The sequence below is a fragment of the Siphonobacter sp. SORGH_AS_0500 genome, assembly GCF_002838835.1.
GTDB lineage: Bacteria > Bacteroidota > Bacteroidia > Cytophagales > Spirosomataceae > Siphonobacter.
The window spans coordinates 1-24,018 of record NZ_NHPP01000030.1 but is presented as its reverse complement, the minus strand read 5'-3'; the positions used below and the strand labels follow the sequence as shown (position 1 = coordinate 24,018).

Genomic DNA, 24,018 nt, shown 5'->3' with positions numbered 1-24,018 from the left:
AATAAAATTCATTCACAGATGGTCAACGTTCGAAATTCTTTACCTGAACCCACCCTAAATCTCTTTAACGCTGATTTGACTATTAATGTTTGAGATCTGGTATTTGGTGGGATGAACGAGCTTTTTATGACCTTCAATAGTGACAATATAGATATCATAGACCTGATCTGGTGAAAGATAAGCCGCTGAAAAACTACCTGTAAATCCGTTTGCGTAGTACTTATTACCCATTGAAAATAAGTAAGACTTCAAGGAGAAACGCTTCTGACGACCTGGAATAATATGATTCTGAGTTGCACTTTTTAGGACAATGTAAGCCCCATCGTTTTTTCCCGTGTTCCTCGTATAGGTCTCGTTATGGAAGGAAAGTATCGAATCATTGTAATCCACATTTAAAGGAAAACGACTTGAATCGACTTGATAGGGTTGATCGAAAAAATAAGGTTCTGGCAATTGATAAATTCCTGAAGCTATGGCTTGTTCAGTAATCGTATCAACGGCAGACTTTAGACTCACATAAATGGGCGAACTAGGCAATGCCCGATTGTGCTGCCAACCATATATATCTGTATTCCTTTCTTTGTAATAAAAGTCCAGTGGGGCGAGGTATTCAAAATAACTGAAGCCAAAAATACAGAGGCTGATCCCCAGCCAAATTTTACTTCCTAGCTGTATATAGTTAGATTTAAGATGGGTAAATATCAGAATAGAAATAAGGATTAACCAGATAAATCCAATGTGTTTGTAGCGGCTGATTAAGACTGCATCCGGACCGTCCATCGCTCTACCTACAGCAAAAGCAATAATGATAATGCTTAGGTGAATAATGCTTCCCCAAAGGGTAATTTTCCAGCGAGGGAAAACATAAATATCGTGCGAGAAGAAGCTGTTTTTATTAATAAAAAGACATAATAGAACAGCACTCCCCAAAGGATCATCCCCGTAAACAGGATGAGGGTTACCCGGTTGGTATGGGCAAATAAAGTGTTGGCATCGGCTGAGATACCGCTGAACGCTAGAAAGTTATAGATAATTAATTTGGGATGAGCAAGGTTATCAGATAACTTGGGCCGATAAGCCGGAATTTCTAGATTGTGATAATAAAGCCAGATCATGGCACCCATAGCTATCACCCAGATGGCAACGTACTTCCACTGTCTTTGTAGAGTCAGAACGGCGATGCCAGCGGGTAAAACAAAGGTTCCACTTACATCACTGAAAATGGCAAGTATTCCCATCAGGACAGCGGTAATGATTCGAACGGGCGTGGGGGAATACAGGTTATAAAAAGTACCAATCGCAAAAAAATAAACGATGATATGCTGAAGGGGAATCATTCCCCAGAAAATGGCTTCGTAATACTGAATATGAAATAATAATAAAGCACCGCAAAGGAGGAGAATAGCAGGCAACTGGGCTCCTTTAATAATCGTATAAAAGAAGTATAATAACCCAATAATGGAAAGCAAACCCACGAACATTTGAATGCGTAAATCCAGACTTCCATGAACGGCATAAATAAGTAAAGCAATAACCCGATCCAGTACAATTCTACGCTCGTCGTCCTGAGTCCAGATTATTTTTACAAACTCATTCCAGGAAAAATGAGGCATATTTTTAAAAGCCGTAACGGGTTCTAATAAGGCATCATAATCGTCCTGAAAAGGTATATTGCTAACGTAACTAAAAAAAGTATAAAAAAATAGTAATATAGGAATAATGCTTAATACTATAACCCATTTAAAACTGTTAGTATCTTTCGATATAGCAAGCATTTGATTGAAGGCTAATGATTGTTGAGGCTGAACGAATGAATAGATCCTGATAAATAATCAGGATCTATAAAAACTAGATACTAGCAGGAGAAGCGTTTAACGTCTCCCAGATTAAGTCCAGTAGAGGACGTAACCCTTCGCGAGTGACTGCCGAGAAGTACAAATGAGGTATTCCGGCAGGTATTTGTTTCTCGATATCTTTTTTCTCTTCCTCGGTAATTAAGTCCATTTTTGAAATGGCTAATAGTCGCTGTTTATCGAGTAATTCCGGGTTGTATTCCCTTAATTCATTCAATAATACTTCGTATTCCTCGCCTACATTTTCAGAAGTGGAAGGAATAACAAACAGAAGGATAGAGTTGCGTTCAATGTGTCGCAGGAAGCGTAGCCCCAGCCCTTTACCCTGAGAGGCCCCTTCAATAATCCCCGGAATGTCAGCCATGACAAACGAACGGAAATCGCGATAGGGCACTACACCCAGATTGGGGACAATGGTCGTAAAGGGATAATCAGCAATTTCAGGTTTTGCTGCCGATACTACCGATAACAAGGTTGATTTACCCGCATTAGGGAATCCTACCAGACCTACATCAGCCAACACTTTCAGCTCCAGAATGAACCAGATTTCCTGCCCTTCTTCACCGGGTTGTGAGGTATGCGGAGCCTGATTCGTAGAGGTTTTGAAGTGGCTGTTGCCCAGGCCACCGCGACCGCCTTCCAGCAGAATCACTTCCTGGCCATCTTCGGTAATTTCGAATAAAACCTCTCCCGTTTCCGCGTCTTTAGCTACGGTTCCCAGCGGTACTTCCAGAAACACATCTTCCCCCCGGGCTCCCGTGCGACGACCGCCTTCACCGGGTTGACCTTTAGTGGCAATAACGTGTTTCCGATATTTAAGGTGTAATAAAGTCCAGACCTGCGTGCTGCCACGAAGAATTATATGTCCGCCACGTCCGCCATCGCCACCGTCTGGGCCACCCAGCGGGACGTGTTTTTCCCGACGAAAGTGGGAAGATCCAGCTCCTCCAGGACCTGAACGGCAACAGATTTTTACGTAATCAATAAAGTTAGTAGTCACAGCCTCGTTAAGTACTCATATCCGGTTATTCTGACACCGATATGAAGATTATGGTTGCTTTGCAATGAAATTTTGCACAAAGATACAGGATTATCCCTCAGCTACCGCGATAGCTGCTTGGTGCGGTCTTTCTATTGAAAAGGTGATTAGGCGGTTTTGGCAAGTTAATTACCTTTAAAACCTACCTGATGATTAAAATGTTTTGAATGAAATAGGCTGTTTCGGAAGTAAATTTCCCGAAACAGCCTACGATGCACAGCCTTTTAGATGAACTAAATGGTAGCTTTTTCTATGGCCGTGCAGATTTTCTCAAAAATAGCTTCGATGGCTCCGATTCCGTAGATGGAAGAGTATTTGCCCTGATTCTGGTAGTAATTCGCTACCGGAAGGGTTTTATCATTATACTCCTGAACCCGCTTGCGGATCAGTTCTTCATTCTGATCGTCGGGACGGCCAGACGTTTTACCACGTTCCAGTAAACGGCGGGTTAACTCTTCCGCTTCTACTTCCAGAGCTACCATGGCTGAAATGGCCGTGCCATTTTCTTCCAAAAGGGTATCTAAAGCTTCTGCCTGTTTTACCGTACGGGGAAACCCGTCGAAAATAAAACCAGCGGCTTCTTTGTTCTCTTTCAGCTTGTTGTCGATCATGCCAATCACTACTTCATCAGGAACGAGTAATCCTTGATCCATCAGTGATTTGGCCCTTAGACCCAGTTCGGTACCTGCTTTGATTTCAGAGCGAAGCAGATCGCCGGTGGATAAATGGACGAGCTTGTATTTGTCAATCAATTTTTCGCTCTGGGTTCCTTTCCCGGCTCCCGGAGGGCCAAAGAGTACCAAATTAAGCATGAGACTTGTTGATATTCAGAATGAAACGATTTTTTCAGGGCAGCAAAGGTACAACACAGCCTGAAAACAGAAAGCATTCGGACAATTTTTCCTGTAAGGTACTGTCCGGTTAGGAGTTGAACAGATGCGTAAGCTTGTTCAAATCTTCAGGAGTGTCGATACAGGGAGAATCGTAAGTGGTTTCAACGACCTGAATTTTATAGCCTGCTTCCAGCCAGCGAAGTTGTTCCAGAGATTCCGCTTTTTCGAGAGGAGAAGGAGCTAGTTTCGTGATCTCAGCCAGAATATCCTTGCGATAGGCATACATGCCTACGTGACGGTAATAGGTATGGTGTAAATGCCACTCGGCAGGATCGACATTTCGCAGGTAAGGGATGGCCTGACGGCTAAAGAGAATCACTTCTCCCTGGGCATTCAGTACGATTTTAGCTTCACCCGGATCGAAAAGAGTTTCGGCATTCGTTACTTTCAGCATTTGGGTGCCTAATTCTACATTACCATCCAGAGCCGCAATCAGTTCATTAATCTGAATGGGGTTAATGAAAGGCTCATCTCCCTGAACATTAACTACGTATTGAATCTCGGTATCGCCTGTATGGTGAGTTTCCAGATAGATAGTCAGAGCTTCCGCACAGCGATCCGTACCACTGACGTGATCGTCCCGGGTAATGACGGCTTTTCCGCCAAAAGCCTGCACGTGTTCGGCGATGCGAATATCATCAGTAGCCACAATGACATCAATGAAATTAGCGGCTTTCGTGGCTTCATAGACGCGTTGAATCATGCTCTTCCCGTGAATATCAATCAGGGGTTTACCCGGAAAGCGGGTAGAGGCATAACGGGCGGGGATAATTCCGAGTACCATAGTTTTGGAAAATCGTAACGGATGAGGTAATGACAAAATTGCCTCCTTTCTGGCATAAATCCGAAAGGAGGCAATTGCTTTATCGAACTAAAAATATTTAGTCGTTTTTCAGATCCTGAATATCCAGCATACCTACAGGTTTACCGTTTTCAGTCACCAGAATGGTATCAACGCTGGTTTTCTTGAAAATAGCCGCAGCCGCATCCAGTAACTGTGTACTTTCAATAGAAATCGGCGTTCCGTATTCGAAATCACCCATGGTTTTTGAAAGAATATCACGACCGAATTCAGCCAGTTTACGACGAAGGTCACCATCCGTGAATACGCCTTTCAGGTTACCTGCGGCGTCTACTACGGTTACGCAACCAAAACCAAATTCCGTCATTTTAACGATGGCTTCCGTTACCGATAAATCTTCTGTAACGATAGGATTGATGCTATTAATAGCCTGTCCTACGGTCACCGTAATCAGACGGGTATGCTCAATGAACTGGTTCGTTCCGATGGCCGTGAAGTTATTTTCAGTCAGGGCTTTCATCAGTTTCCAGGGCACAGTAATGGTGTGACATCCCAGATCGATGGCGTTACGAACGTGCTCGGTGTTACGAACCGACGAGAACATTACTTTCGAATCGAAACCGTAAGCGTCTACCAGTTCCACTACGTCTCCGATCAGCGTCAGGGCATCGTACCCCTGATCCTGCATCCGTCCGGCCAGTACGCAGATGTACGTTGCTCCGGCAACGGCTGCCATATACGCCTGTTGAATGGTATAAACGAGGTGAACGTTTACTTTCAAACCCCGATCAACCAACATACGGCAGGCTTTTACACCTTCCAGCGATACTGGAATTTTGAAAACCGTACGCTGAGGGTCTAAGCCTAAAGCCAGTTGACGATCTGCGTCCGCTACGATGGCTTCTGCTGTTTCACCTAAAGCTTCGATTTGAAGAACAGGAACAATTTTAGAAAGCTCCACGATGGTCGCGTCGAGATCACGAACACCTTCGCGGTGCATAAAAGTAGGGGTAGTGGTAAGGCCGGTCAGGAAACCGAGTTGAAAAGCCTCTTTAATTTCTTTTAAATCAGCAGAATCAAGATACAACTCCATGTGTGTAGTAGCATTAGGTAGTTTCCAAGTCGGATTATCTCGCTGGATAACCGAGTGTGCAGGAAAACCTTTTTAATGAATAGGATCAAACTTGTTTTCAGGCAAAGTAAATCGCCAGAGAAGCGGCTGCAAAGTTGGTGATTTTAAAGCAAAATCTGACGAGAAATGGGATTCGTTTTTAAGAAGACGTTATTCTTATCAAGTAACAAGACCAGAACGCCCGGAAAATAGACTTACCATTCCTGTTCTTTGAACCATCCAGCGTACATGACGTAGTTATTAGCGGTACGGTCAAAAACCTCGGCGGCGGCTTCGGAGACAGGTTTTAGCAGTTTGGCGGGGTTCCCCGCGTAGATACTTCCGGGAGGAACAATCGTGTTTTGGGTAACGATGGCTCCAGCGGCGATGATACTTCCGGTACCAATCACAGCTCCGTCCATCACGATGGCCCCCATGCCAATCAGCACGCGGTCTTCGATGGTGGAGCCGTGTACGACGGCATTATGTGCAATGCTGACGTAATCGCCAATGATGGTTTGACTTTTCTGATACGTACAGTGAATCACAGCTCCGTCCTGAATATTACTGCGGTTACCGATGCGAATAGCATTCACGTCTCCCCGAATGACGGCGTTGAACCAAACGGTGCAGTCTTCACCCATGATCACGTCTCCAACGATGGTAGCATTAGGGGCTAGCCAGCAATTTTGCCCGAATTCGGGTTTATGATTCTGAACGGGAAGAATTAAGGCCATGACGATGAGGGATTAAATTGCAAAACAAAGCTGCCAGCTTTTCTGCTGGCAGCGGAGAATCTGCTATCAAATTAGGCTAATAGCTGTTCAATCGCGGCGTGCACTTGCTCGAAGCCAAAGCCTTGCAATTGAGCGTTCATTAGCTCCGTGATTTGTTCATTAGCAGGGTTACCGATACTTCCTAAATGGCTATGTTTCAGATCGCGGGAAGCGGTATAACTGCCATCGCCGATTTCTTTTCCTACCTGACGATAGGCATCCCGGAAAGGAACACCTTCAATCACCAGCTCATTCACACGTTCGACGCTGAAGAGTAAGTCGTATTTTTCGTCTTTTAGCAATTCCGTTTTTACCTGAATATTTTCCAGCATATAGGCCGTAATGTCCAGGCAATCCAAGATATCTTCGATGGCGGGCATCAGGATTTCTTTCAGTAACTGCATGTCGCGGTGATACCCCGAAGGCAGGTTACTCAGCACCAACGTTACCTCCATCGGCAGAGCTTTCAGTCGATTGGTTTTACCGCGTAATAACTCCGCCACGTCGGGGTTTTTCTTGTGCGGCATGATGCTGCTGCCCGTTGTTAATCCATCGGGTAGCGTCAGGAAGGCGAAGTTTTGGGAGTTGTATAAACAAACATCCATCGCCAGTCGCGAAAGCGTTTGGGCGAGGTTCGCAATGGCAGTTAAAGCCATCCATTCCGTTTTTCCCCGGCTCATCTGGGCGTAAACGACGTTATAGTGCAGGCCTTCAAAACCCAGTAAATCTGTCGTTTGTTGACGATCCAGCGGGAAGGAAGAGCCATAACCCGCTCCGCTTCCCAGGGGGTTACGGTTGGCGAAGTGGTAAGCCGTTTGTAGTAAAGCCACGTCATCCACCAGTGATTCCGCGTAAGCTCCAAACCACAAGCCGAAAGACGAAGGCATGGCGATTTGTAAGTGCGTATAACCGGGTAACAAATCGTTTTTGTGCTGTTCTGAACGCTTCATCAGCGTGTCAAATACACGTTTGGTTTCCTGGGTAATCTGCTCCAGGCGATCCCGGGTGAAAAGTTTCAGATCGACTAAAACCTGATCGTTACGACTGCGACCGGAGTGAATTTTCTTGCCAATGTCGCCTAGTTTGCGGGTTAACATCAGTTCTACCTGTGAGTGAACGTCTTCGATGCCGTCTTCAATCTCAAAATTCCCCGCCTGAATCTGTTGATAGATTTCCTTCAGTTCACGTTCCAGATCGCCCAGTTCGGCTGCTTCCAGCAAACCTACGGAGGTGAGCATGCGGGCGTGAGCGAGGTTACCCAGTACGTCGAAGGGAGCCAGGTATAAATCCATTTCACGATCCCGACCGACGGTAAATTTTTCTATTTTTTCAGAAGTCGAAACGCCTTCTTTTTGCCACAATTTCATTCTTAAACGTTGAGAGTTTAGCGTTTGCAGGAAAAGCTGAAACGGGTAATCCACTAATCGAATCGCAAAAAACCGAAAAAGGAGCGAGCAATAAAAGAAAAACCCCGCAGACCTGTGGAGGATACGGGGTTTGGTACTAATGAATAAGAACGTAACCTAGAAGTGACGCTCTCCTTTTTCACGCTTTCCAATGATAATTGCCCCGACCATAGCAATGAAAAACAGGACGGTAACTAATTCAAAAGGAAGCAGATAATCCCGGAATAACAGATCACCCAGGGTTTCGACATAACCCGTTTTAATATTGAACTGCTCGCTTGGAGGCATGGGGTATTGCAGGCGGCGAATCGAAGCGATAATGGCTCCCAGAATCGCCAGACCCATGACGAAGGCTCCAATTTTGGTCAGGTTATTTTTCGTTTCTTCCCGGTATTCCCGCAAGTTTAGGAACATCACGACGAAGAGGAAAAGTACCATGATCGCCCCGGCGTAAACAATCATGTTTACTACGCCGAGGAATTGTGCATTAAGTAAAAAGTAATGACAGGAAAGCAGGAAAAACGTAAGGACCAGCGAAAGAACGCTATACATCGGATTTCTGACCAGAATGACTGCTAATGCGGAGATTAGAGTCAGAGCCGTCAGAATATACCAGATTTTATCGGCAGTGATAGGCATAAACTAATAAAGGTCAGTTTTGAAAAAGCAAATCTGGATTCATTACTTCCAGCCTTCGCGGAGGTAACGTTTATCCATGTTTTCTACGAGCTTGTCCTTGCCGTAAATCACCTCTCACGTGACATGAAAACGGGGACAAACTCATCGTGGCGAAGGTAAATGGCCTGTTTGGGGCAGGCTTCTTCGCAGAAACCGCAGAAGATACAACGCAGCATGTTAATCTCATACACAGCGGCGTATTTCTCTTCCCGATACAGATGCTCTTCCCCTGATTTACGTTCGGCAGCTACCATCGAAATAGCTTCAGCTGGGCAGGCTACGGCACAAAGTCCGCAGGCGGTACAGCGTTCCCGACCGGCTTCATCTTTTTTCAGAATATGATGTCCGCGAAAAACGGGGCCGAGGTAACGCTTTTGCTCGGGGTAGTTAATCGTCGGTTTTTTCTTGAAAAAGTGCTTGAGCGTAATAGCCATCCCACTGGCAATCGCCGGAAGATACATCCGCTCCGCCAGCGACATCTCGCTCTTGTCAATTTTCTTGGATCTATTGGTTAATTGCATTGGAGTTTTGAGTTTTGAGTTTAGGGTTTTGAGTTGGATTTCAGAGTACAAAACTTAAAACCCTAAACCCAAAACGCTAAACTCATCTTATCTTACGGGAGCGGCTTCGAGGATGCCTCGGGCGGCTTTGGGTTTCAGGGCAGCCTGAACAAGGGCTACGCCAACAATTAAAATAACGGCCACCCAGCTAAACCAGCGGATTTCGAACATAAGCCCGATGCCGGTAACAACGATGTTTAGAATCGCTAAGGGAATCAAACTCTTCCAGCCCAGATTCATTAACTGATCGTAACGGAAACGGGGCAGGGTCCAGCGAACCCACATGAAGAAGAAAACGAAGAACAGAGCTTTGGCAAAGAACACGCCGAAGCCAATGGCGGTGGCAATGTTATGCCCTGTAGCATCAGTACCTAAAGCTTCCGCTACTTTGTCCATGAAGGGATAATTAAATCCGCCAAAGTAAAGGGCTGAAACCACGCAGGAGGACACGAACATGTTGATGTATTCGGCGAAAAGGTAGAATCCTAGTTTCATCGACGAATATTCGGTGTGATACCCCCCAATCAATTCGGCCTCGCATTCGGGTAAGTCGAAGGGCGTACGGTTACATTCCGCAAAGGCACAGGTCAGGAAAATGATGAAGCCCAGTGGCTGATACAACAAATTCCAGGAACCGCCGTGCTGGGTATTGATAATGTCACGCACCGACAGACTGCCCGTCATCATGATGATTGCAATGAGGGACAAACCCATAGCCAACTCATAGCTAATGTTTTGAGAAGCCGCACGAATGGCACCAAGCAGGGAGAATTTGTTATTGGAAGCCCAGCCTCCGACCATTACGCCGTAAACGCCCAGCGAAACGATTCCGAAAACCCAGAGAATTCCAATATTAACCTCAATGCCCTGCACCTGTACTTCGTCTGAACCCACGATGATGGTATCGCCAAAGGGAACAACGGCAGAAGATAATAAAGCCGTGAGCATCGCCAGACAGGGGCCAGCGATGAAAAGCCATTTATTGGCCTGAGCGGGAATGAAGTCTTCTTTGAAGAACATTTTTCCAGCATCGGCCAGCGGTTGTAATAAGCCGCCCCATCCAGCTCGGTTCGGACCGGGCCGATCCTGCATATACCCGGCTACTTTCCGTTCGGCCCAGGTAGAGTACATCGCCACCACGAGCGAAAGCCCAAAGATGACTAGAACAATAATTGCTTTAATCCAGAATATGTCCATCAGTATTTAGGTTTGGAGTTTAGAGTTTTTAGTTTGGAGTTTTGCGTTTATTCAGTTGTGAAATGCTACTGGTAACTCAAAACCCTAAACTCTCAACTCAAAACATCTTACTTGTCTTCTGCCCAGTTTTGGATAGAACGGATGCCTGCTACGGCTGATTCGCCGGCGGGTGGAATGAGTTGCTTGAACCGTTCTTCGGGTAACTGTTTGATCGTTAATTGACTGGTGTCCCGACCTTCGTGTACGTCTTTATACTGCGAGGCGGCCAGTCGGCGGGCAAACTCGGGAACAATCTTATTCGCTCCGTATTTATTCGCTGATATGACCGAATGACGGGCTACTTTGGTTGGACCTTCAATGGTCCAGTCCGCTGTATTTTTACGTTCAAAGCGGCAGGTGTTGCAGATAAAGTCCAGTACTTCACCCCACTGATTCTTCCGAGCCGTTACCCGGATTACTTCGTCACCGCGATACCAGAGCGTGACTTTACCCGAGCATTTCTCGCAATCGCAGTGAGCATCCACGGGTTTAGTAAACCAGACCCGATTTTTGAAGCGATACGTTTTATCAGTTAAGGCACCTACCGGACAAACGTCAATAACATTCCCCGAAAAATCATTATCAATGGCTTTTTCGATATACGTTGAAATCTCTGCGTGATCGCCCCGGTTTAGTACGCCATGAACGCGTTTGCCCGTAATCTGATCGGCCGTAAACACACAACGGTAGCAAAGGATGCACCGGGTCATGTGTAACTGAATATTCGGACCTAGATCCTGTTTTTCGAACGTGCGGCGTTCCTCTTCGTAACGGGTTTGCTGTACCCCATGCTGGAAGGAAAAATCCTGCAAATGGCATTCGCCCGCTTGATCGCAAATGGGGCAATCGAGCGGGTGGTTAAGCAACAGGAACTCAACAATTCCTTTACGAGTCTCCAGCACCTGTTCGTTAACCGTATTTTCAACGATCATACCATCCTGAACCTGCGTGATACAGGAAGGAACCAGCTTGGGCATCGGACGAGGGTCTTTTTCAGAACCCGCCGTGACCTTCACCAGACAGGCCCGGCATTTACCTCCCGAAGCTTTCAAGGGCTCGTAATAACACATGGCAGGCGGGGCTACCTCCGGGCCAATTTTACGAGCTGCCTGAAGAATGGTAGTTCCAGGTTCAACCTCAATCGTAATATTATCAATCGTAACTTTCATGTCTATTACAATTTTGAATGAGTGAATGATAGAATGAGTGAATCTAAATCACCAGTCAAGTTCTATATATTCATCATTATTAGATTGAGATAGAATGAGTTATTCAATCATTCTATCATTCAAAATTCACTCATTAAACCAGTTCCATGTGTCCTTTATAGATGCCTCCGGGGCGAGTGGCTTCCTGGGGATGGGTAATGTGCCATTCGAACTCATCCCGGAAGTGGCGAATCGCCGAGGCTACGGGCCAGGCTGCCGCATCCCCTAAGGGACAAATGGTATTTCCTTCTATTTTTTTAGCTACGTCGACCAGCAAGTCAATGTCGTGCATGGAGCCGTGACCGTGTTCGATGCGGTGTAATACTTTCTCCATCCAGCCAGTTCCTTCACGGCAGGGGGAACATTGTCCGCAGGATTCGTGGTGATAGAAGCGGGAGAAATTCCAGGTATTTTTTACGATACATGCCGTTTCGTCCATGGCAATGAATCCGCCCGAACCCATCATGGTACCCGTGGCAAATCCACCATCCGAAAGCGATTCATAAGACATGAGTCGATCTTCGCCGTTGGCCGTTTTTAATAACATGGCCGCAGGAAGAATAGGGACGGAAGAACCTCCGGCCACGACGGCTTTCAAATGATGACCATCCCGAATGCCGCCACACCATTCGTCCGAGTAGATGAATTCCTGAACGGGTAAGCCCAAAGGAATTTCATAAACGCCGGGTTTTTTCAGGTGACCGGACGCAGAAATTAGTTTTGTTCCCGTTGATCGGCCAATACCGATGGCTGCGTAGGCATCGCCCCCGTTGTTGACAATCCAGGAAGTTGTAGAAATTGACTCTACGTTATTTACTACCGTTGGGCATTGGTATAAACCCTTGACGGCAGGGAAAGGAGGTTTATTACGGGGATTCCCGCGTTTTCCTTCCAACGATTCCAGTAGAGCAGTTTCTTCGCCACAGATGTAAGCTCCGCCACCGGGTTGTACGTACAACTCCAGATCGTAGCCGGAACCAAGGATGTTTTTACCCAGAAAGCCGGCTGCTTTTGCTTCCGCAATGGCTTGTTCCAAAATACGAACTACGTACATTAACTCCCCGCGAACGTAGATGTAACTCGTATTGGCACCCAGAGCATAACTGGAAACGATCATTCCTTCGATTAACAAGTGAGGAATGGTTTTCATTAACCAGTGATCCTTGAACGTGCCGGGTTCGGATTCGTCACCGTTACAAACCAGGTAACGGGGAACGCCTTCGGGTTTGGCCAGGAATGACCACTTCATCCCCATCGGGAACCCTGCCCCTCCGCGACCGCGAACGCCCGATTTTTTCACCTCTTCCACCACTTCGTCGGGGGTCATGGTTTTCAGGGCTTTTTCCACGGCGGTATACCCACCGTTTTTGCGGTATACGTCAAAGGTCTCAATTCCCGGAATATGGGTTTTATCCGTAAGTATTTTAGGACGCTCGCTAGTCATATTTCATAGTTTCCAGTTTTCGGTTTTCAGTTGTTAGTTATATCAGTATGCACTGAAAACAGACAACTGAAGACTGAAAACTACTTTCTGAGTTCATCAATGATTTCGTCTACTTTTTCGATGGTCAGGTGCGTGTAGTATTTTTCACGAATCTGAAAGCAGGGGCCCCAGCCGCAAGCCGCCAAACATTCGACGGGCTTAATGGTGAAAAGTTGATCCGCCGATGTTTCACCGTCCTGAGCACCGATTTTCTGTTTGAGGTGAGCGTAGACTTCCTCGCCTCCCATGAGCATACACGGCCCCGTCCGGCAGTATTCAATGACATGCTTACCGACGGGGTCGAGGTGATACATGGTATAGAAAGTGGCTACCTCGTATACTTCAATGGGTTGAATACCCAGAAATTCAGCGATGTAGTCCATGCCTTCGGTGGGTGTCCAGCCTTCTTGCTCCTGTAACAAATGGAGTAGGGGAAGTAAGGCCGATTTCTGACGACCTTCAGGGTAATGCGTAAGGAGTTCCTTCGCCCGTTCCAGACGCTCGGGGGTAAATTCTATGCGAGGTTTATCGGAGGTTTCAATCATAATCTTACGCGTCTAATTCACCAGCAATAACGTTCATACTACTCATGATGATAATGGCATCGGAAAGGGTCACTCCCTTACACATCTCGGGGTAGGCCTGATAAAAAATGAAACAGGGACGTCTCATTTTCAGTCGATACGGGCTACGGCCACCGTCCGAAATCAGGTGAAAACCTAACTCACCATTACCGCCTTCTACCGCATGGTATACCTCGCCGACCGGAATTGGGATTTCACCCATCACAATTTTGAAGTGATAAATGAGGGCTTCCATGTTTCGATATACTTCCTGCTTGGGAGGTAAGTAAAACTCGGGAGCATCGGCGTGGAAGGGGCCTTCTGGTAAATTCTCGATGGCCTGTTTAATAATCTTGAAGCTTTCCCAGATTTCACCGTTACGCACCATGAAACGGTCATACGTATCGCCGGTATAACCTACGGGGATATCAAACTCAAAATCCTGATACGAAGAGTAGGGGTTCATGACCCGAACATCATAATCAATACCGGCAGCCCGAAGATTAGGACCACTGAAGCCGTATTGCAAAGCCATTTCCTGTGAAACAGGACCAACGCCTACGGTACGATCAATGAAAATCCGGTTCCGGTTCAGCATTTTTTCAAACTCCTGCATCACGGGTGGGAAGGATTGAATGAACTCCCGGATTTTACGAATGGCTTCTTTCGAAAGGTCACGCTCCATGCCCCCAAAACGACCCATGTTTGTCGTGAGACGGGCCCCGCACATTTCTTCGTAGATCTCGTAAATCTCCTCGCGTTTCTGCATGACGTAAAGGAAACCCGTGAAGGCCCCTGAGTCTACACCCAGAATGGAGTTACAGATCAGGTGATCGGCAATGCGGGCGAGTTCCATCATAATTACCCGGATGTACTGAGCCCGTTTGGGCACTTCAATGCCGAGTAACTTCTCGACCGTCATGTGCCAGCCCATGTTATTAATTGGGCTGGAGCAGTAATTCATCCGGTCCGTCAGCGTCGTAATCTGATACAGCGGACGGCGTTCGGCAATTTTCTCAAACGCCCGGTGGATATAGCCAATCGTTGGCACGCCTGAAACGATCTTTTCCCCATCCATGGTCAGGATGTTCTGGAAAATACCGTGGGTGGAGGGGTGCGTCGGGCCGAGGTTCAGCGTCGTTAATTCGCGACCATCTTCCGAAACAATGGGTACTCCGTCTTTCAGGGCTAGGTTACCGACCTGCGGTCCCATCACAGCCGTCTGGTTACGTTGGGTAAGCGTATTTTGAGTGGTGATATCTTCGCTCATCTGTCTCTGAACATTATCTGCCGAAAAGGGCATCGATTTTATCCTGCCGGGTAGCATCTTCCAGCGGGTATTCTTTACGCATCGGGAAATAATCCATTTCCTCAATGTTCAAAATTCGAATCAGGTTAGGGTGGCCCACGAAATTGATTCCGAAGAAATCATAGGCTTCGCGTTCCATCCAGTTAGCTGATTTATAAACGTCAACGAGGGTTGGTACGTCGGGAGCATCGATGGGGACGAAGATTCGAACCATCAGACGGTGGTTATTCGTCCAGCTATGAACGTGATAAACCACACTTAATTCGCCGCCCTTGTTATCAGGGTAATGAATGCCCGCCAAATCCGTCAGGTACTGAAACTGAAAGGTCGGGTGTTTATAAAGATACTCAATCATGGGTTTGGCCGTCTCTACCGTAGTAAAGACACTCATGATTTCGTGGTGCTCTTCAAATCCAGCAATCTTATCTCCAAACTGCGAAAGCAGATCGTCGGCTATTTCCTGATTAGTCAGCATATCAAAAAGAATGAAAGAAAGAGGAACGGATTCCTACCTTTCGTTTACTTGATAATTCCGTAAGATTCCAGCAAAGCCTGGTATTCGGGCGAATCCCGCCGACGCAGCGGCTCGTTTTTTACGATCTCCTGTAACTGCATCACGCCATCCAGAATTTGCTCGGGGCGGGGCGGGCAACCCGGCACGTATACGTCCACCGGAACCACTCGATCAATACCCTGAAGTACGGAATAGGTATCAAAAATACCACCTGAAGAAGCACAGGCTCCTACCGCAATAACCCAGCGAGGCTCAGCCATCTGGATATACGTTTGCCGAACAATGGGAGCCATTTTCTTGGCAATGGTACCCATCACCAGCAGCATATCCGACTGACGGGGTGAAAAGCTGGGACGTTCTGAACCAAAACGGGCCAGATCGTACGTAGCTCCCATCGTTGCCATGAACTCAATTCCGCAGCAGGAAGTAGCAAAGGGAAGCGGCCAGAGTGAGTTACTACGGGCCAGGGCAATTACTTTTTCAAAAGAGGTGGCAAAGAAACCCGATCCGCCGTAGCCGTCAGGAGCATCCACCAGTTTAATATTATTCGGTCTTTCGCTCATGATTTTCCATGTGGATTAAAGTAAATCTAAGGATGCAGGTTAGTCCTGATCCCACTTTAATACCCCTTTTTTAATTACGTAATAAAAGCCCGCCAGCAGAAGTAACATGAAGACAATCATTTCTCCAAACACCAGCATGCCCATTCCCTGGGATTTGAACTTAAGGAAATTCACTGCCCACGGATACATGAAAATGATCTCTACATCAAAGAGAACAAAGAGAATAGCGGTAAGAAAATATTTTACAGAAATGGGCGTTCGGGCATCGCCATACACAGGGATACCGCACTCCCAGGGATCTTCTTTTCGAGCTGTACTGGTAGTCTTCCGACGCCCCGTCAGGAGGTGCGTAGCTACCATCGTCATGCCAATAAAGCCGGCTGCGGCGAGGAATTGCACCAAAACGGGTGCGAAGTCTGAGGGTAGGGAAGCCAATAACATAAGTAAATCCGATACGAGGTTAATACATCATGTGAGTCAATTACATGATATTAGAATTGTACTTTCTTTACTTACAAAAATCGCATTTTTGCCTGCTTCACCAAAAAATCATACTATTTTAGAATTATTCTAATTAATATATAAATATTACCTTAGTCCTTTCTTAATTTTATATTAAATCACAGTTTAATTAAAATTTTTCGCCCCGTCTCGACGAAGTAGCTTCCTGTGTTAGGACCAAACCAATTCATGGCCACGCTCTCGTAGGTATCGCGAGTCCAGTATTTGTCGGGTGTGATATAACCGATGTAATTTCCATTGAAACTGGTTACTACCACGTGAAGATTTTTAGTTAATCCGGCGGATTCAAGTTCGGGAACCAGTTCACCCGAGAAATCACAAGGCATTCCTAAGAAGGCAATATTTCCTACTCGCAGGGCTTTAATATCCGCGTCTGCCAGTCCGAACAGCATATCCCAGGCCCATTGCCGTACTTTCCAGCCTTTGGCAATCTGAAGCTGAGGCTTCCGCAAACTTACGGGCACGGTTACAAACTCCAGGGTTTGTTCAGGTCTGGTAACTATAGCATCGTATTGTTTCTGAATGTCACGGTGTAGGGCTAGGGCCTGATTATTCAACTCTTCATCGTCGTCTTTTCCTTCGGCTACGGGTCGCATGGAACCAACGGCCCCGGCCATGTAAGCGGCAAAGGTAACCGTACTTTTCTCCAGCGAATCCACTAACACACCGGGGTAATCCCTCGAAATGACCATATTATCTCCGTTCAGAAGTGTCGCGTGAGCAGCATAAGTTACCAGCAAAGCCGTTTCACCTGACTGTTTTTTCATCTTCATCAAACGAATGTATGGATCGACGGTACCTTCATTCCCTACTAAGCGGTTTTCGAGTCGGGTGGGTTCGTTGATCTGAGCATAACCAATTTCGGTGGGAGCTAACTGTTGCGTGGCATGGGTAAGGGCCGTAATGATCTGTTTGGCAAGGAACTGAACCATCTGCGGGTCATATTTTCCCGCAATTAACTCACTACCTACGCCTCCCTGCCAGCCGCCTTCACTGTTATGGCTGTGAATGGCTCCGTAATAAATATGATCGGCAGGGAAACCCAGGTTCTTGGGCCAGTTTGCTTGCACCGCGGCCACAATGGTTGGGGGAATAATCAATAAATCAGAAGCAACCATCGCCACGCGGGAGACTCCATTGTCAAACACAAAGGCTCGTACCCAAAGGGAGTCCCGAACACCAGTAGACACTTTACCCCGGCGATTTCCATAGCCTGCCAGCGGTGTCGCATGATCGGGGGTAATGTTCACCTTGGCCCATCCTACTTGTAAATTCTTCTGTTTTTTAGTCGAATCCTGCCGTTGCAGGGCCAGTTGCTGATCGATCTGCTCCAGCGATTGCTGCGTTTGCTGATAAGCCTCGGTCTGCGTATAGGGCGTTTCGTCAACGGTAGTGAGTGTAGCTAATAGAAGTACTAAAATCAGTATAATAAGAGCAAGAGAAACCTTGGTAATGATGCGTAAAAACTTCATAAGACCTGCGTTATGAACAAAAGAAAACCCCACCGAAAGGGGTGGGGTAAAGATACTAAGGAATGCTCTGGATTATTCGCCCTGATAAATTTCAGCGTTTTCCAGAATATAGTTAAGCTCGTAAATATCGTTGGCGTTCAGCTTGAGGGTTCCCTTGAAGGTTTGTACTTCATCTACTTTAAAACGACGATTTTTCTTCATTTTCAGAGCCATAATCGTTTCAGGACCCGTACCTGTACAGAAGAAACACATCGAGTTCGGGTAAGCCGAAAGCACGAAGGTATTAGAAGTGATGTCCACTGGAACCAAGTAACCTTTGATGATTACTTCTTTATTATTCAATTTCTGTACACCGGGACCGAAATTGGGGTAGAGAATATACATCTTCTCTTCGGGATACCACTTTTTCTGAAATTTCACATCCTTCAGATTCTCCCAGCTAATCTTTGAAGGATCTGCCGCAGTGGCAACCTTTGTATCGGTCGTTGCCGCTACGAAGAGTCCAACAGCGACAAACAGAGAGAAAATCTTTAAAATATTCATGATATGGAAATGTTTTTCAGCTTCTTAAATCGTAACGCAAATTCTGCAAACAAAGTTACCTGAAAGAATAAATTTTTCAACACTGTTGCAGAAGGAACCGTAAAATCCTATTCTTCCGCCAGAGTTCTTGATAAATTCAGACGATACACATTTAAAGAAGGAAGAGCAGCGGCCAGCAGTCCAAGTACTAACACACCTCCTAATAGAATTCCTTCCAGAGGTGAGATGGCCAGCACTTCAAAGCTATAATGGAAACTCTGATCGGCTCCAGCGGAAAGAACGGCCAGCCCAACACGGCTCATGATGATTCCGAAGATGTACCCCAGAATACTAATAATCATCCCTTCCAGTAATAACATCAAAAACAGCTTGCTGCGGGTGGCTCCCATGGCGAGCATCAAAGCCATTTCGTATTTACGTTCTTTCAGGGAATTATAAAGGGATACAAAAACGCTGATTCCCGCAATGACAATGATGACCAGAGCCATCCAGCGAATGGTATCCACACCAACGCCCAATAAATCCAGCATTCGGGTGATCTCCAGAGCGGGTGACGCCGCCTGAAGTTTACTATTTTCATTGATAATCCGGGGAAGAATGACGTTCCCCATCGGATTCCGAAATTTGATCAGCAGGGAAGTGATTTCGTGGCTGGGCTCGTTGTCGGCGGTTGAGTCGCTGCCGGGACTACTAATCATTTCACTGATCACTTCGTTACCCTGACTTCCTTCCTGCCCTTCATGTACTTGCCAGATACTTTCGTACGGCGTCAGAATAATATTGTCAACTACCGAATTATTAGGAGCTGCAATACCCACTACTTTATATTTGGCATCACCGTGGACGTGTCCTTCTTCGTCAAAGCCGTGAGCACCAGCGAAAGTATCGCCCAATTTCAGACCCGTTTGCCGGGCTACTTTTGCTCCAATGACTGCCTCCATAGGCTTCTCAAACAGACGCCCTTCGGTTAGTTTTGCTTCAAAATGTGAAAAGTATTTAGAATTTGTTCCAACAATTCGGAACAATTTATAGTTATCACCCATAGCCAGTGGAATGGCTTCCTTAACCATGGGGTTACGCCCCAACATCATAGCATCCGAAAGCGGGATATTGCCCGTGGGTGAATCAATTTGATAAATCGAAGAAAGGATAATTTGGAGTGGACTGCCTTTCGCACCCACCACTAAATCAATTCCTTTTAGATTACGAGTGAATTTATCTTCTAATTGCTGACTGATTAGAAGTAGTAAAGAAATCAGGCCAACTCCGAGGGCCATCAATAGAGTACTTAGAAATGTACTCAGCGGTTTATCCCGCAAATTAGCCAGTGAAATCTTGATTACGTTCATGCTACAAAGTTGCAAAAAAACGGATACAGTGCTTGAAGTGATTTTATTTTTATCATAGATCAACTAAAAAGCCGAGTACATGGTAGAGTCATTGCAACTGTTTATCGATAAAATCCAATCCTTTGTATATATTCAGTAAAATGTTAGGAGTATTGTTAAATAATTTTAAGCTCACAAGTAATTTTCTGGAGAGAAAGACTGTAAGAGAATTAGTATTATTCTTATGTAGAAATCAGGTTGATAAAGTGGAGGTAGGTTTAATTAAAATAGGATTAGTAATAGTATAAAATCAATAAATGGTACGGATAATACTTTTCACAAGGTATATAATTTGAGAAGAAATTATCTTAGTAACTAATAGGTGTGTGTATGAAAAAGGAAGCAAGTTCAATTGATTCTCGTATTCGAACTGCTGCCTTGTTGGAAGGTCAGGAAGAGGAAAGAAAACGTTTAGCTCAGGAACTTCATGATGGAGTCGGGCAATTATTAACTGGAATTAGGTTACAGATAGAGTTATTACAAAATGCCTCGTATACGGATAAAGAAAAAATCAGCTATCAGGTACTTAAAGAATTAGTTTTAGAAACCATAGAAACGGTTAGGCAGATTTCTTATGATTTGATGCCTAGCGTACTAACGGATTTTGGATTGGTTTCAGCTCTACGTTTACTGAGTGAAAAGATCACTAAAATTAGTGGGATAAAAGTCAGATTTAACTCAGGGGAATTCCCCATTCGCTTGTCTTCTGCAATTGAAGTAAACCTGTATAGGATCGTTCAGGAAGCGATAAATAATAGTCTGAAATATGCAAAGGCCAGCGTAATTGATATTACGCTGACGGAAAAAAAGGGAAAATAAATTTACGTATACAAGATGACGGCATAGGTTTCAATCCTGAAGAATTAGCGAAAAAGGCAATCGCACATTCAGGTTTAGGAAACATGAAATTGAGAGCTGAATCCATCGGATCAACTTTCGAGATTAGTTCTATAATAGGTAAAGGGACTACTATTAAAATAGAATTAAAGGTTTAAATCTCACTATTTTAAAATAAAAGAAGTAGATAGTACTATTCAAAGTAAACTGTTTTGTTACTTTGGGGTATAATCCACCTATTGTCCACCCGCGAGATTACTTAAGGTGTTCGTTCCATAAAATCGTAAATTAAACTAATGGCAAAAATAAGGGTACTTGTAGCAGATGATCATACGGTAGTTCGGAAAGGCCTGATAATGCTTTTGGCTGATGAAGATTCAGTTGAAATCGTTGGTGAGGCCTCCGACGGCCAGGAAGTTTTGGATAAAATTTCTGAAACTAAGCCCGACGTCGTTATACTGGATATCAGTATGCCCAAAATATCTGGCATCGAAGCTGCTAAAGCCATCGCCCAGCAATATTCAACGGTTAAATCGCTGATGTTTAGCATGCATAATAATCAGGATTACATTTTAAAATCAGTTGAAAGTGGAGCTTCTGGCTATTTGTTAAAAGACACAGATAAGGAAGAAATCATGCTGGCTTTGCAGAAAGTATCGCAGGGAGATAAGTATTTTCCTCCCACGATTTCTTCAGTTTTTGTGGATGCTTTGTTAGGTCGTAGCCGTGGCCGATCTTCCAGCAGAGGTAACGATGATACTCCTTTGAGCAAGCTTTCTCGTAAAGAAAGACAAATTCTGACGATGATTGCTGAAGGATTAAATAGTCGGGAAATCGCTGATAAACTGGGCCTTAGTATTCGTACCGTAACTAATCACCGGGCGAATATGCTTCGTAAAACGAAAGTGAAAAACACGGTTGAACTCGTAAGAATTGCCGTTGAAGAGAAAAAGTCTTAAGCTAATTCTTGGTACTTCTCGAAAGTTCTCGGACTTTCGGGAAGTTTTTAACCGAAGAATAGCTATGATTCAGACGCAGAATTTGACTTTTGCTTACAGTCCAGCCAAACAATTCAGTTTTCCGGATATTACTTGTCCCGATCACGACACGCTGTTGATTCTAGGACGCTCTGGCCGCGGAAAAACTACCCTTCTTCACCTTCTGGCACTGTTATTATCCCCAAAGGCTGGCCAAATTCGCATTGGCAATCAGGATATCTCGAACTTATCTGCTTCGGAAGCCGCTACTTTTCGTGCTAAACACGTAGGCCTGATTTATCAACGGCCCCACTTTGTGAGATCTCTTTCCGTACTGGATAATTTATTACTGGCCAATTACCTGGCCGGTGAAAAAAGCAACCCGGACAAAGCCCGAGAACTAGCCGAGCGTTTGGGTTTTGCCGATCACTTATTCAAGAAAACCAATCAGTTAAGTCTGGGAGAATTGCAGCGGGTAGGTATTGCCCGGGCCTTAATGAACGACCCTCAGGTAATTCTGGCTGATGAACCCACGTCCAGTTTAGACGATGAAAATTGTTATCTGGTGGTAGAGTTACTGAAGAAACAGTCTGCTCAGTTGGGGGCAAGTCTGGTCGTAGTAACGCACGATGGCCGATTAAAAGATATTTTTCCCAAACGGGTTGAATTATAATCCTACCTGGTAACGGAAAAGAGCTTGAGTGCCTTTGGTAATCAGGCTCTTTTTTCGTGGATAATGCGGTGAATAGTCGCTTTCAGGCTGGGAATAATATCCTGCTCAAACCATTCATTTTTCCGTAACCAGAACTGGTTTCTGGGGGACGGGTGGGGTAATGGCCAGAAATTTGGCAGGAAAAGATCCGTCATCCGAACATTTTCAGTCAGGCTTTTGGCATCAGGCAAGTAATAGTGCTGGGCGTACTGACCTATTAAAAGCGTTAATTGCAACTGGGGTAATTGTTGCAGGAGCTTGGCATGCCACTGTGGAGCACATTCGGGGCGGGGAGGTAAGTCACCCGAAGTGCCTTTGCCGGGGTAACAAAATCCCATAGGCATAATAGCCACCCGAGAAGAATCGTAAAATGTCGCGGTGTCGAGACCGAGCCAATTTCGGAGCCGATTGCCACTGGCATCGTTCCAGGGTATTCCCGAAGCGTGAGCTTTTTGCCCGGGAGCCTGACCAATAATAAGTAAACGGGCCGTAGGATGGGCCTGGATAATGGGTTTAGGGTAATAAGGGAGATGAGACTCACATAAGCGGCAATTTCGAACCTGAGCAATCAAATCTTTCATGATTACTCAACCCTTACTTCTCGTAATTAATTCATGAATCGGAGGGATCTTCTTTATTGACCAGGCTTTCAGTGAGCTTGTTGAGCTGCGTTATTTTCGATTGAAAATCTCCTTTCATCCGATCCCGAATCACCACCAGATTATCTAAAAGTAACTGGATATCGTTGGGAATGACTTCCGTCAGCAATTCCCGAAGTCTTTTGGCCAGAGTTGGCGATTTACCATTGGTAGATATGGCAATTTTGAGATCGCCTTTCTGAACAATACTGCCCAGGTAAAAGTCGCATAGGTTGGGTGTATCAGCTACGTTGGTAAGGATTCTACGTTGACGCGTCACTTCTTTAATAGACACGTGCAAGCTGGGGTTATCAGTTGCCAGAATAACCAGGTCTTTATTTTCCAGATCAGCTTCCTGATAGGGCCTTTCCAGCAACTGAACTTGTGGATGTAACTGGGCAAGGGTACGAAGTTCTTCGCGAATGTAAGTAGCCACAACCGTTACTGCACATCGAGGGCTATTCGCCAGTATGGCACTCAGCTTTTCGAGGCCTACGTTTCCTCCGCCAACCAGTAATACATCGAGATGGTCTAATTTCAGAAAAACCGGAAAGAGAGGATTCATACGTTCTTATCTATTATGGGGTAAAAATAGAAGTTCTGTCTATTAATAAATAAGGAACGAGGCATAAATGCATACAGCCCCCATTAACTGAATAATGAGGGCTGTATGATTGTATGATTACTATTAAGGCAGAGCCACTTTAACGGCCTGGTTTTTGCTGGGGTTTTCCAGTCGGATGAGGTACAGCCCCGAACCCAGCGAAGACGTCTGGAATTCGACGGCATTGAGCCCTTTCACCAGCTCAAGTTGTTGGGTACTCAGCGTGCGACCTGATAAGTCCAGCAGACTCACCCGGGCGGCTTTGGCCAGCTCCTCATCGCCATAATTCACCACCGCTTTGACGGTGCGATCACTCTGGGTAGCCGCCCAC

General features: G+C 45.6%; 26 protein-coding genes and 1 pseudogene. 3 read left to right on the top strand and 24 right to left on the bottom strand.

All coding sequences use genetic code 11. From position 1 onward, the window contains the following. Positions 1–54: 54 nt before the first annotated feature. From BWI96_RS21240 to BWI96_RS21140, 21 genes and pseudogenes are all read right to left on the bottom strand, one after another. Positions 55–780 (bottom strand): hypothetical protein, encoded by a 726-nt coding sequence (locus BWI96_RS21240; RefSeq protein ID WP_106638503.1) that lies wholly within the window; start codon positions 778–780, stop codon positions 55–57. 35 nt (positions 781–815) lie between these two features. After that, on the bottom strand, positions 816–1,613 hold the full coding sequence (locus BWI96_RS21235; RefSeq protein WP_198555336.1) for a hypothetical protein: 798 nt from the start codon (positions 1,611–1,613) through the stop codon (positions 816–818). A gap of 235 nt (positions 1,614–1,848) precedes the next feature. Continuing rightward, a complete protein-coding gene (gene obgE, locus BWI96_RS21230; protein WP_106638501.1) occupies positions 1,849–2,853 on the bottom strand; it encodes a GTPase ObgE in 1,005 nt (334 codons plus the stop codon). A 272-nt stretch (positions 2,854–3,125) separates the two neighbouring features. Then, positions 3,126–3,704 carry an adenylate kinase gene (locus tag BWI96_RS21225; protein ID WP_106638500.1) on the bottom strand — a complete coding sequence of 193 codons (579 nt, stop codon included), beginning with the start codon at positions 3,702–3,704 and terminating at the stop codon, positions 3,126–3,128. Positions 3,705–3,813: 109 nt separating this feature from the next. Beyond that, positions 3,814–4,569: a 3-deoxy-manno-octulosonate cytidylyltransferase gene (gene kdsB / locus BWI96_RS21220; RefSeq protein ID WP_106638499.1), complete on the bottom strand. Its 756-nt coding sequence runs from the start codon at positions 4,567–4,569 to the stop codon at positions 3,814–3,816. Positions 4,570–4,666: 97 nt separating this feature from the next. Beyond that, on the bottom strand, positions 4,667–5,680 hold the full coding sequence (locus BWI96_RS21215; protein WP_106638498.1) for a transaldolase family protein: 1,014 nt from the start codon (positions 5,678–5,680) through the stop codon (positions 4,667–4,669). A gap of 233 nt (positions 5,681–5,913) precedes the next feature. Next, positions 5,914–6,435 carry a gamma carbonic anhydrase family protein gene (locus BWI96_RS21210; RefSeq protein WP_106638497.1) on the bottom strand — a complete coding sequence of 174 codons (522 nt, stop codon included), beginning with the start codon at positions 6,433–6,435 and terminating at the stop codon, positions 5,914–5,916. Between the two features lie 71 nt (positions 6,436–6,506). Continuing rightward, a complete protein-coding gene (gene argH, locus BWI96_RS21205) occupies positions 6,507–7,841 on the bottom strand; it encodes an argininosuccinate lyase (RefSeq protein ID WP_106638496.1) in 1,335 nt (444 codons plus the stop codon). A gap of 156 nt (positions 7,842–7,997) precedes the next feature. Beyond that, positions 7,998–8,519 (bottom strand): NADH-quinone oxidoreductase subunit J, encoded by a 522-nt coding sequence (locus tag BWI96_RS21200; protein WP_106638495.1) that lies wholly within the window; start codon positions 8,517–8,519, stop codon positions 7,998–8,000. Positions 8,520–8,561: 42 nt separating this feature from the next. Further along, a pseudogene (locus BWI96_RS21195) lies at positions 8,562–9,079 on the bottom strand (NADH-quinone oxidoreductase subunit I). Positions 9,080–9,166: 87 nt separating this feature from the next. Continuing rightward, the gene (nuoH, locus tag BWI96_RS21190) at positions 9,167–10,315 is read right to left on the bottom strand and encodes an NADH-quinone oxidoreductase subunit NuoH (protein WP_106638494.1); all 1,149 of its coding nucleotides are present in this window, start codon (positions 10,313–10,315) and stop codon (positions 9,167–9,169) included. Positions 10,316–10,422: 107 nt separating this feature from the next. Beyond that, positions 10,423–11,523 (bottom strand): 2Fe-2S iron-sulfur cluster-binding protein, encoded by a 1,101-nt coding sequence (locus tag BWI96_RS21185; protein WP_106638493.1) that lies wholly within the window; start codon positions 11,521–11,523, stop codon positions 10,423–10,425. A 133-nt stretch (positions 11,524–11,656) separates the two neighbouring features. Further along, positions 11,657–13,006: an NADH-quinone oxidoreductase subunit NuoF gene (gene nuoF / locus BWI96_RS21180; RefSeq protein WP_106638492.1), complete on the bottom strand. Its 1,350-nt coding sequence runs from the start codon at positions 13,004–13,006 to the stop codon at positions 11,657–11,659. An 80-nt stretch (positions 13,007–13,086) separates the two neighbouring features. Then, positions 13,087–13,590 (bottom strand): NAD(P)H-dependent oxidoreductase subunit E, encoded by a 504-nt coding sequence (gene nuoE, locus BWI96_RS21175; RefSeq protein ID WP_106638491.1) that lies wholly within the window; start codon positions 13,588–13,590, stop codon positions 13,087–13,089. A 4-nt stretch (positions 13,591–13,594) separates the two neighbouring features. Further along, on the bottom strand, positions 13,595–14,878 hold the full coding sequence (gene nuoD / locus BWI96_RS21170) for an NADH dehydrogenase (quinone) subunit D (protein WP_232793861.1): 1,284 nt from the start codon (positions 14,876–14,878) through the stop codon (positions 13,595–13,597). Positions 14,879–14,891: 13 nt separating this feature from the next. Beyond that, positions 14,892–15,392, bottom strand: coding sequence for an NADH-quinone oxidoreductase subunit C (locus BWI96_RS21165; protein WP_106638490.1), 501 nt, complete (start codon positions 15,390–15,392; stop codon positions 14,892–14,894). Positions 15,393–15,436: 44 nt separating this feature from the next. Further along, positions 15,437–15,994: an NADH-quinone oxidoreductase subunit B gene (locus BWI96_RS21160; protein ID WP_106638489.1), complete on the bottom strand. Its 558-nt coding sequence runs from the start codon at positions 15,992–15,994 to the stop codon at positions 15,437–15,439. A 39-nt stretch (positions 15,995–16,033) separates the two neighbouring features. Then, positions 16,034–16,435 carry an NADH-quinone oxidoreductase subunit A gene (locus BWI96_RS21155; protein WP_106638488.1) on the bottom strand — a complete coding sequence of 134 codons (402 nt, stop codon included), beginning with the start codon at positions 16,433–16,435 and terminating at the stop codon, positions 16,034–16,036. 179 nt (positions 16,436–16,614) lie between these two features. Beyond that, on the bottom strand, positions 16,615–17,988 hold the full coding sequence (locus BWI96_RS21150) for a neutral/alkaline non-lysosomal ceramidase N-terminal domain-containing protein (protein ID WP_106638487.1): 1,374 nt from the start codon (positions 17,986–17,988) through the stop codon (positions 16,615–16,617). Between the two features lie 72 nt (positions 17,989–18,060). Further along, the gene (locus BWI96_RS21145; protein ID WP_106638486.1) at positions 18,061–18,531 is read right to left on the bottom strand and encodes a DUF3299 domain-containing protein; all 471 of its coding nucleotides are present in this window, start codon (positions 18,529–18,531) and stop codon (positions 18,061–18,063) included. A gap of 107 nt (positions 18,532–18,638) precedes the next feature. Then, positions 18,639–19,880: an ABC transporter permease gene (locus tag BWI96_RS21140; protein WP_106638485.1), complete on the bottom strand. Its 1,242-nt coding sequence runs from the start codon at positions 19,878–19,880 to the stop codon at positions 18,639–18,641. 369 nt (positions 19,881–20,249) lie between these two features. On the opposite strand from BWI96_RS21140, the gene BWI96_RS21135 reads away from it, so the two are divergent. The 3 genes from BWI96_RS21135 (at position 20,250) to BWI96_RS21125 (ending at position 22,406) form a co-directional block, all read left to right on the top strand. Then, positions 20,250–20,738: a sensor histidine kinase gene (locus tag BWI96_RS21135; RefSeq protein WP_106638484.1), complete on the top strand. Its 489-nt coding sequence runs from the start codon at positions 20,250–20,252 to the stop codon at positions 20,736–20,738. Between the two features lie 314 nt (positions 20,739–21,052). Then, complete coding sequence (locus BWI96_RS21130) at positions 21,053–21,715, top strand: response regulator transcription factor (protein ID WP_106638483.1); 663 nt, start codon at positions 21,053–21,055, stop codon at positions 21,713–21,715. A 64-nt stretch (positions 21,716–21,779) separates the two neighbouring features. Next, positions 21,780–22,406, top strand: a complete 627-nt coding sequence (locus tag BWI96_RS21125; protein ID WP_106638482.1) for an ABC transporter ATP-binding protein — start codon at positions 21,780–21,782, stop codon at positions 22,404–22,406. 41 nt (positions 22,407–22,447) lie between these two features. Here the strand turns inward: BWI96_RS21125 and BWI96_RS21120 are convergent, their stop codons facing one another. The 3 genes from BWI96_RS21120 to BWI96_RS21110 form a co-directional block, all read right to left on the bottom strand. After that, a complete protein-coding gene (locus tag BWI96_RS21120) occupies positions 22,448–23,026 on the bottom strand; it encodes a uracil-DNA glycosylase family protein (protein ID WP_198555335.1) in 579 nt (192 codons plus the stop codon). A gap of 31 nt (positions 23,027–23,057) precedes the next feature. Beyond that, positions 23,058–23,648 carry a bifunctional precorrin-2 dehydrogenase/sirohydrochlorin ferrochelatase gene (locus BWI96_RS21115; RefSeq protein WP_106638480.1) on the bottom strand — a complete coding sequence of 197 codons (591 nt, stop codon included), beginning with the start codon at positions 23,646–23,648 and terminating at the stop codon, positions 23,058–23,060. Positions 23,649–23,771: 123 nt separating this feature from the next. Then, positions 23,772–24,018: T9SS type A sorting domain-containing protein (locus BWI96_RS21110; RefSeq protein WP_157830483.1), on the bottom strand; the 247-nt coding region annotated here is incomplete at its 5' end.

Bases quoted from the DNA above. Each gene is read 5' to 3' on its own strand.
- BWI96_RS21240 (WP_106638503.1), bottom strand. From the start codon at position 780: ATGGACGGTCCGGATGCAGTCTTAATCAGCCGCTACAAACACATTGGA.
- BWI96_RS21235 (WP_198555336.1), bottom strand. From the start codon at position 1,613: ATGCCTCATTTTTCCTGGAATGAGTTTGTAAAAATAATCTGGACTCAG.
- BWI96_RS21225 (WP_106638500.1), bottom strand. From the start codon at position 3,704: ATGCTTAATTTGGTACTCTTTGGCCCTCCGGGAGCCGGGAAAGGAACC.
- kdsB (WP_106638499.1), bottom strand. From the start codon at position 4,569: ATGGTACTCGGAATTATCCCCGCCCGTTATGCCTCTACCCGCTTTCCG.
- BWI96_RS21215 (WP_106638498.1), bottom strand. From the start codon at position 5,680: ATGGAGTTGTATCTTGATTCTGCTGATTTAAAAGAAATTAAAGAGGCT.
- BWI96_RS21210 (WP_106638497.1), bottom strand. From the start codon at position 6,435: ATGGCCTTAATTCTTCCCGTTCAGAATCATAAACCCGAATTCGGGCAA.
- argH (WP_106638496.1), bottom strand. From the start codon at position 7,841: ATGAAATTGTGGCAAAAAGAAGGCGTTTCGACTTCTGAAAAAATAGAA.
- BWI96_RS21200 (WP_106638495.1), bottom strand. From the start codon at position 8,519: ATGCCTATCACTGCCGATAAAATCTGGTATATTCTGACGGCTCTGACT.
- nuoH (WP_106638494.1), bottom strand. From the start codon at position 10,315: ATGGACATATTCTGGATTAAAGCAATTATTGTTCTAGTCATCTTTGGG.
- BWI96_RS21185 (WP_106638493.1), bottom strand. From the start codon at position 11,523: ATGAAAGTTACGATTGATAATATTACGATTGAGGTTGAACCTGGAACT.
- nuoF (WP_106638492.1), bottom strand. From the start codon at position 13,006: ATGACTAGCGAGCGTCCTAAAATACTTACGGATAAAACCCATATTCCG.
- nuoE (WP_106638491.1), bottom strand. From the start codon at position 13,590: ATGATTGAAACCTCCGATAAACCTCGCATAGAATTTACCCCCGAGCGT.
- nuoD (WP_232793861.1), bottom strand. From the start codon at position 14,878: ATGAGCGAAGATATCACCACTCAAAATACGCTTACCCAACGTAACCAG.
- BWI96_RS21165 (WP_106638490.1), bottom strand. From the start codon at position 15,392: ATGCTGACTAATCAGGAAATAGCCGACGATCTGCTTTCGCAGTTTGGA.
- BWI96_RS21160 (WP_106638489.1), bottom strand. From the start codon at position 15,994: ATGAGCGAAAGACCGAATAATATTAAACTGGTGGATGCTCCTGACGGC.
- BWI96_RS21155 (WP_106638488.1), bottom strand. From the start codon at position 16,435: ATGTTATTGGCTTCCCTACCCTCAGACTTCGCACCCGTTTTGGTGCAA.
- BWI96_RS21150 (WP_106638487.1), bottom strand. From the start codon at position 17,988: ATGAAGTTTTTACGCATCATTACCAAGGTTTCTCTTGCTCTTATTATA.
- BWI96_RS21145 (WP_106638486.1), bottom strand. From the start codon at position 18,531: ATGAATATTTTAAAGATTTTCTCTCTGTTTGTCGCTGTTGGACTCTTC.
- BWI96_RS21140 (WP_106638485.1), bottom strand. From the start codon at position 19,880: ATGAACGTAATCAAGATTTCACTGGCTAATTTGCGGGATAAACCGCTG.
- BWI96_RS21135 (WP_106638484.1), top strand. From the start codon at position 20,250: ATGAAAAAGGAAGCAAGTTCAATTGATTCTCGTATTCGAACTGCTGCC.
- BWI96_RS21130 (WP_106638483.1), top strand. From the start codon at position 21,053: ATGGCAAAAATAAGGGTACTTGTAGCAGATGATCATACGGTAGTTCGG.
- BWI96_RS21125 (WP_106638482.1), top strand. From the start codon at position 21,780: ATGATTCAGACGCAGAATTTGACTTTTGCTTACAGTCCAGCCAAACAA.
- BWI96_RS21120 (WP_198555335.1), bottom strand. From the start codon at position 23,026: ATGAAAGATTTGATTGCTCAGGTTCGAAATTGCCGCTTATGTGAGTCT.
- BWI96_RS21115 (WP_106638480.1), bottom strand. From the start codon at position 23,648: ATGAATCCTCTCTTTCCGGTTTTTCTGAAATTAGACCATCTCGATGTA.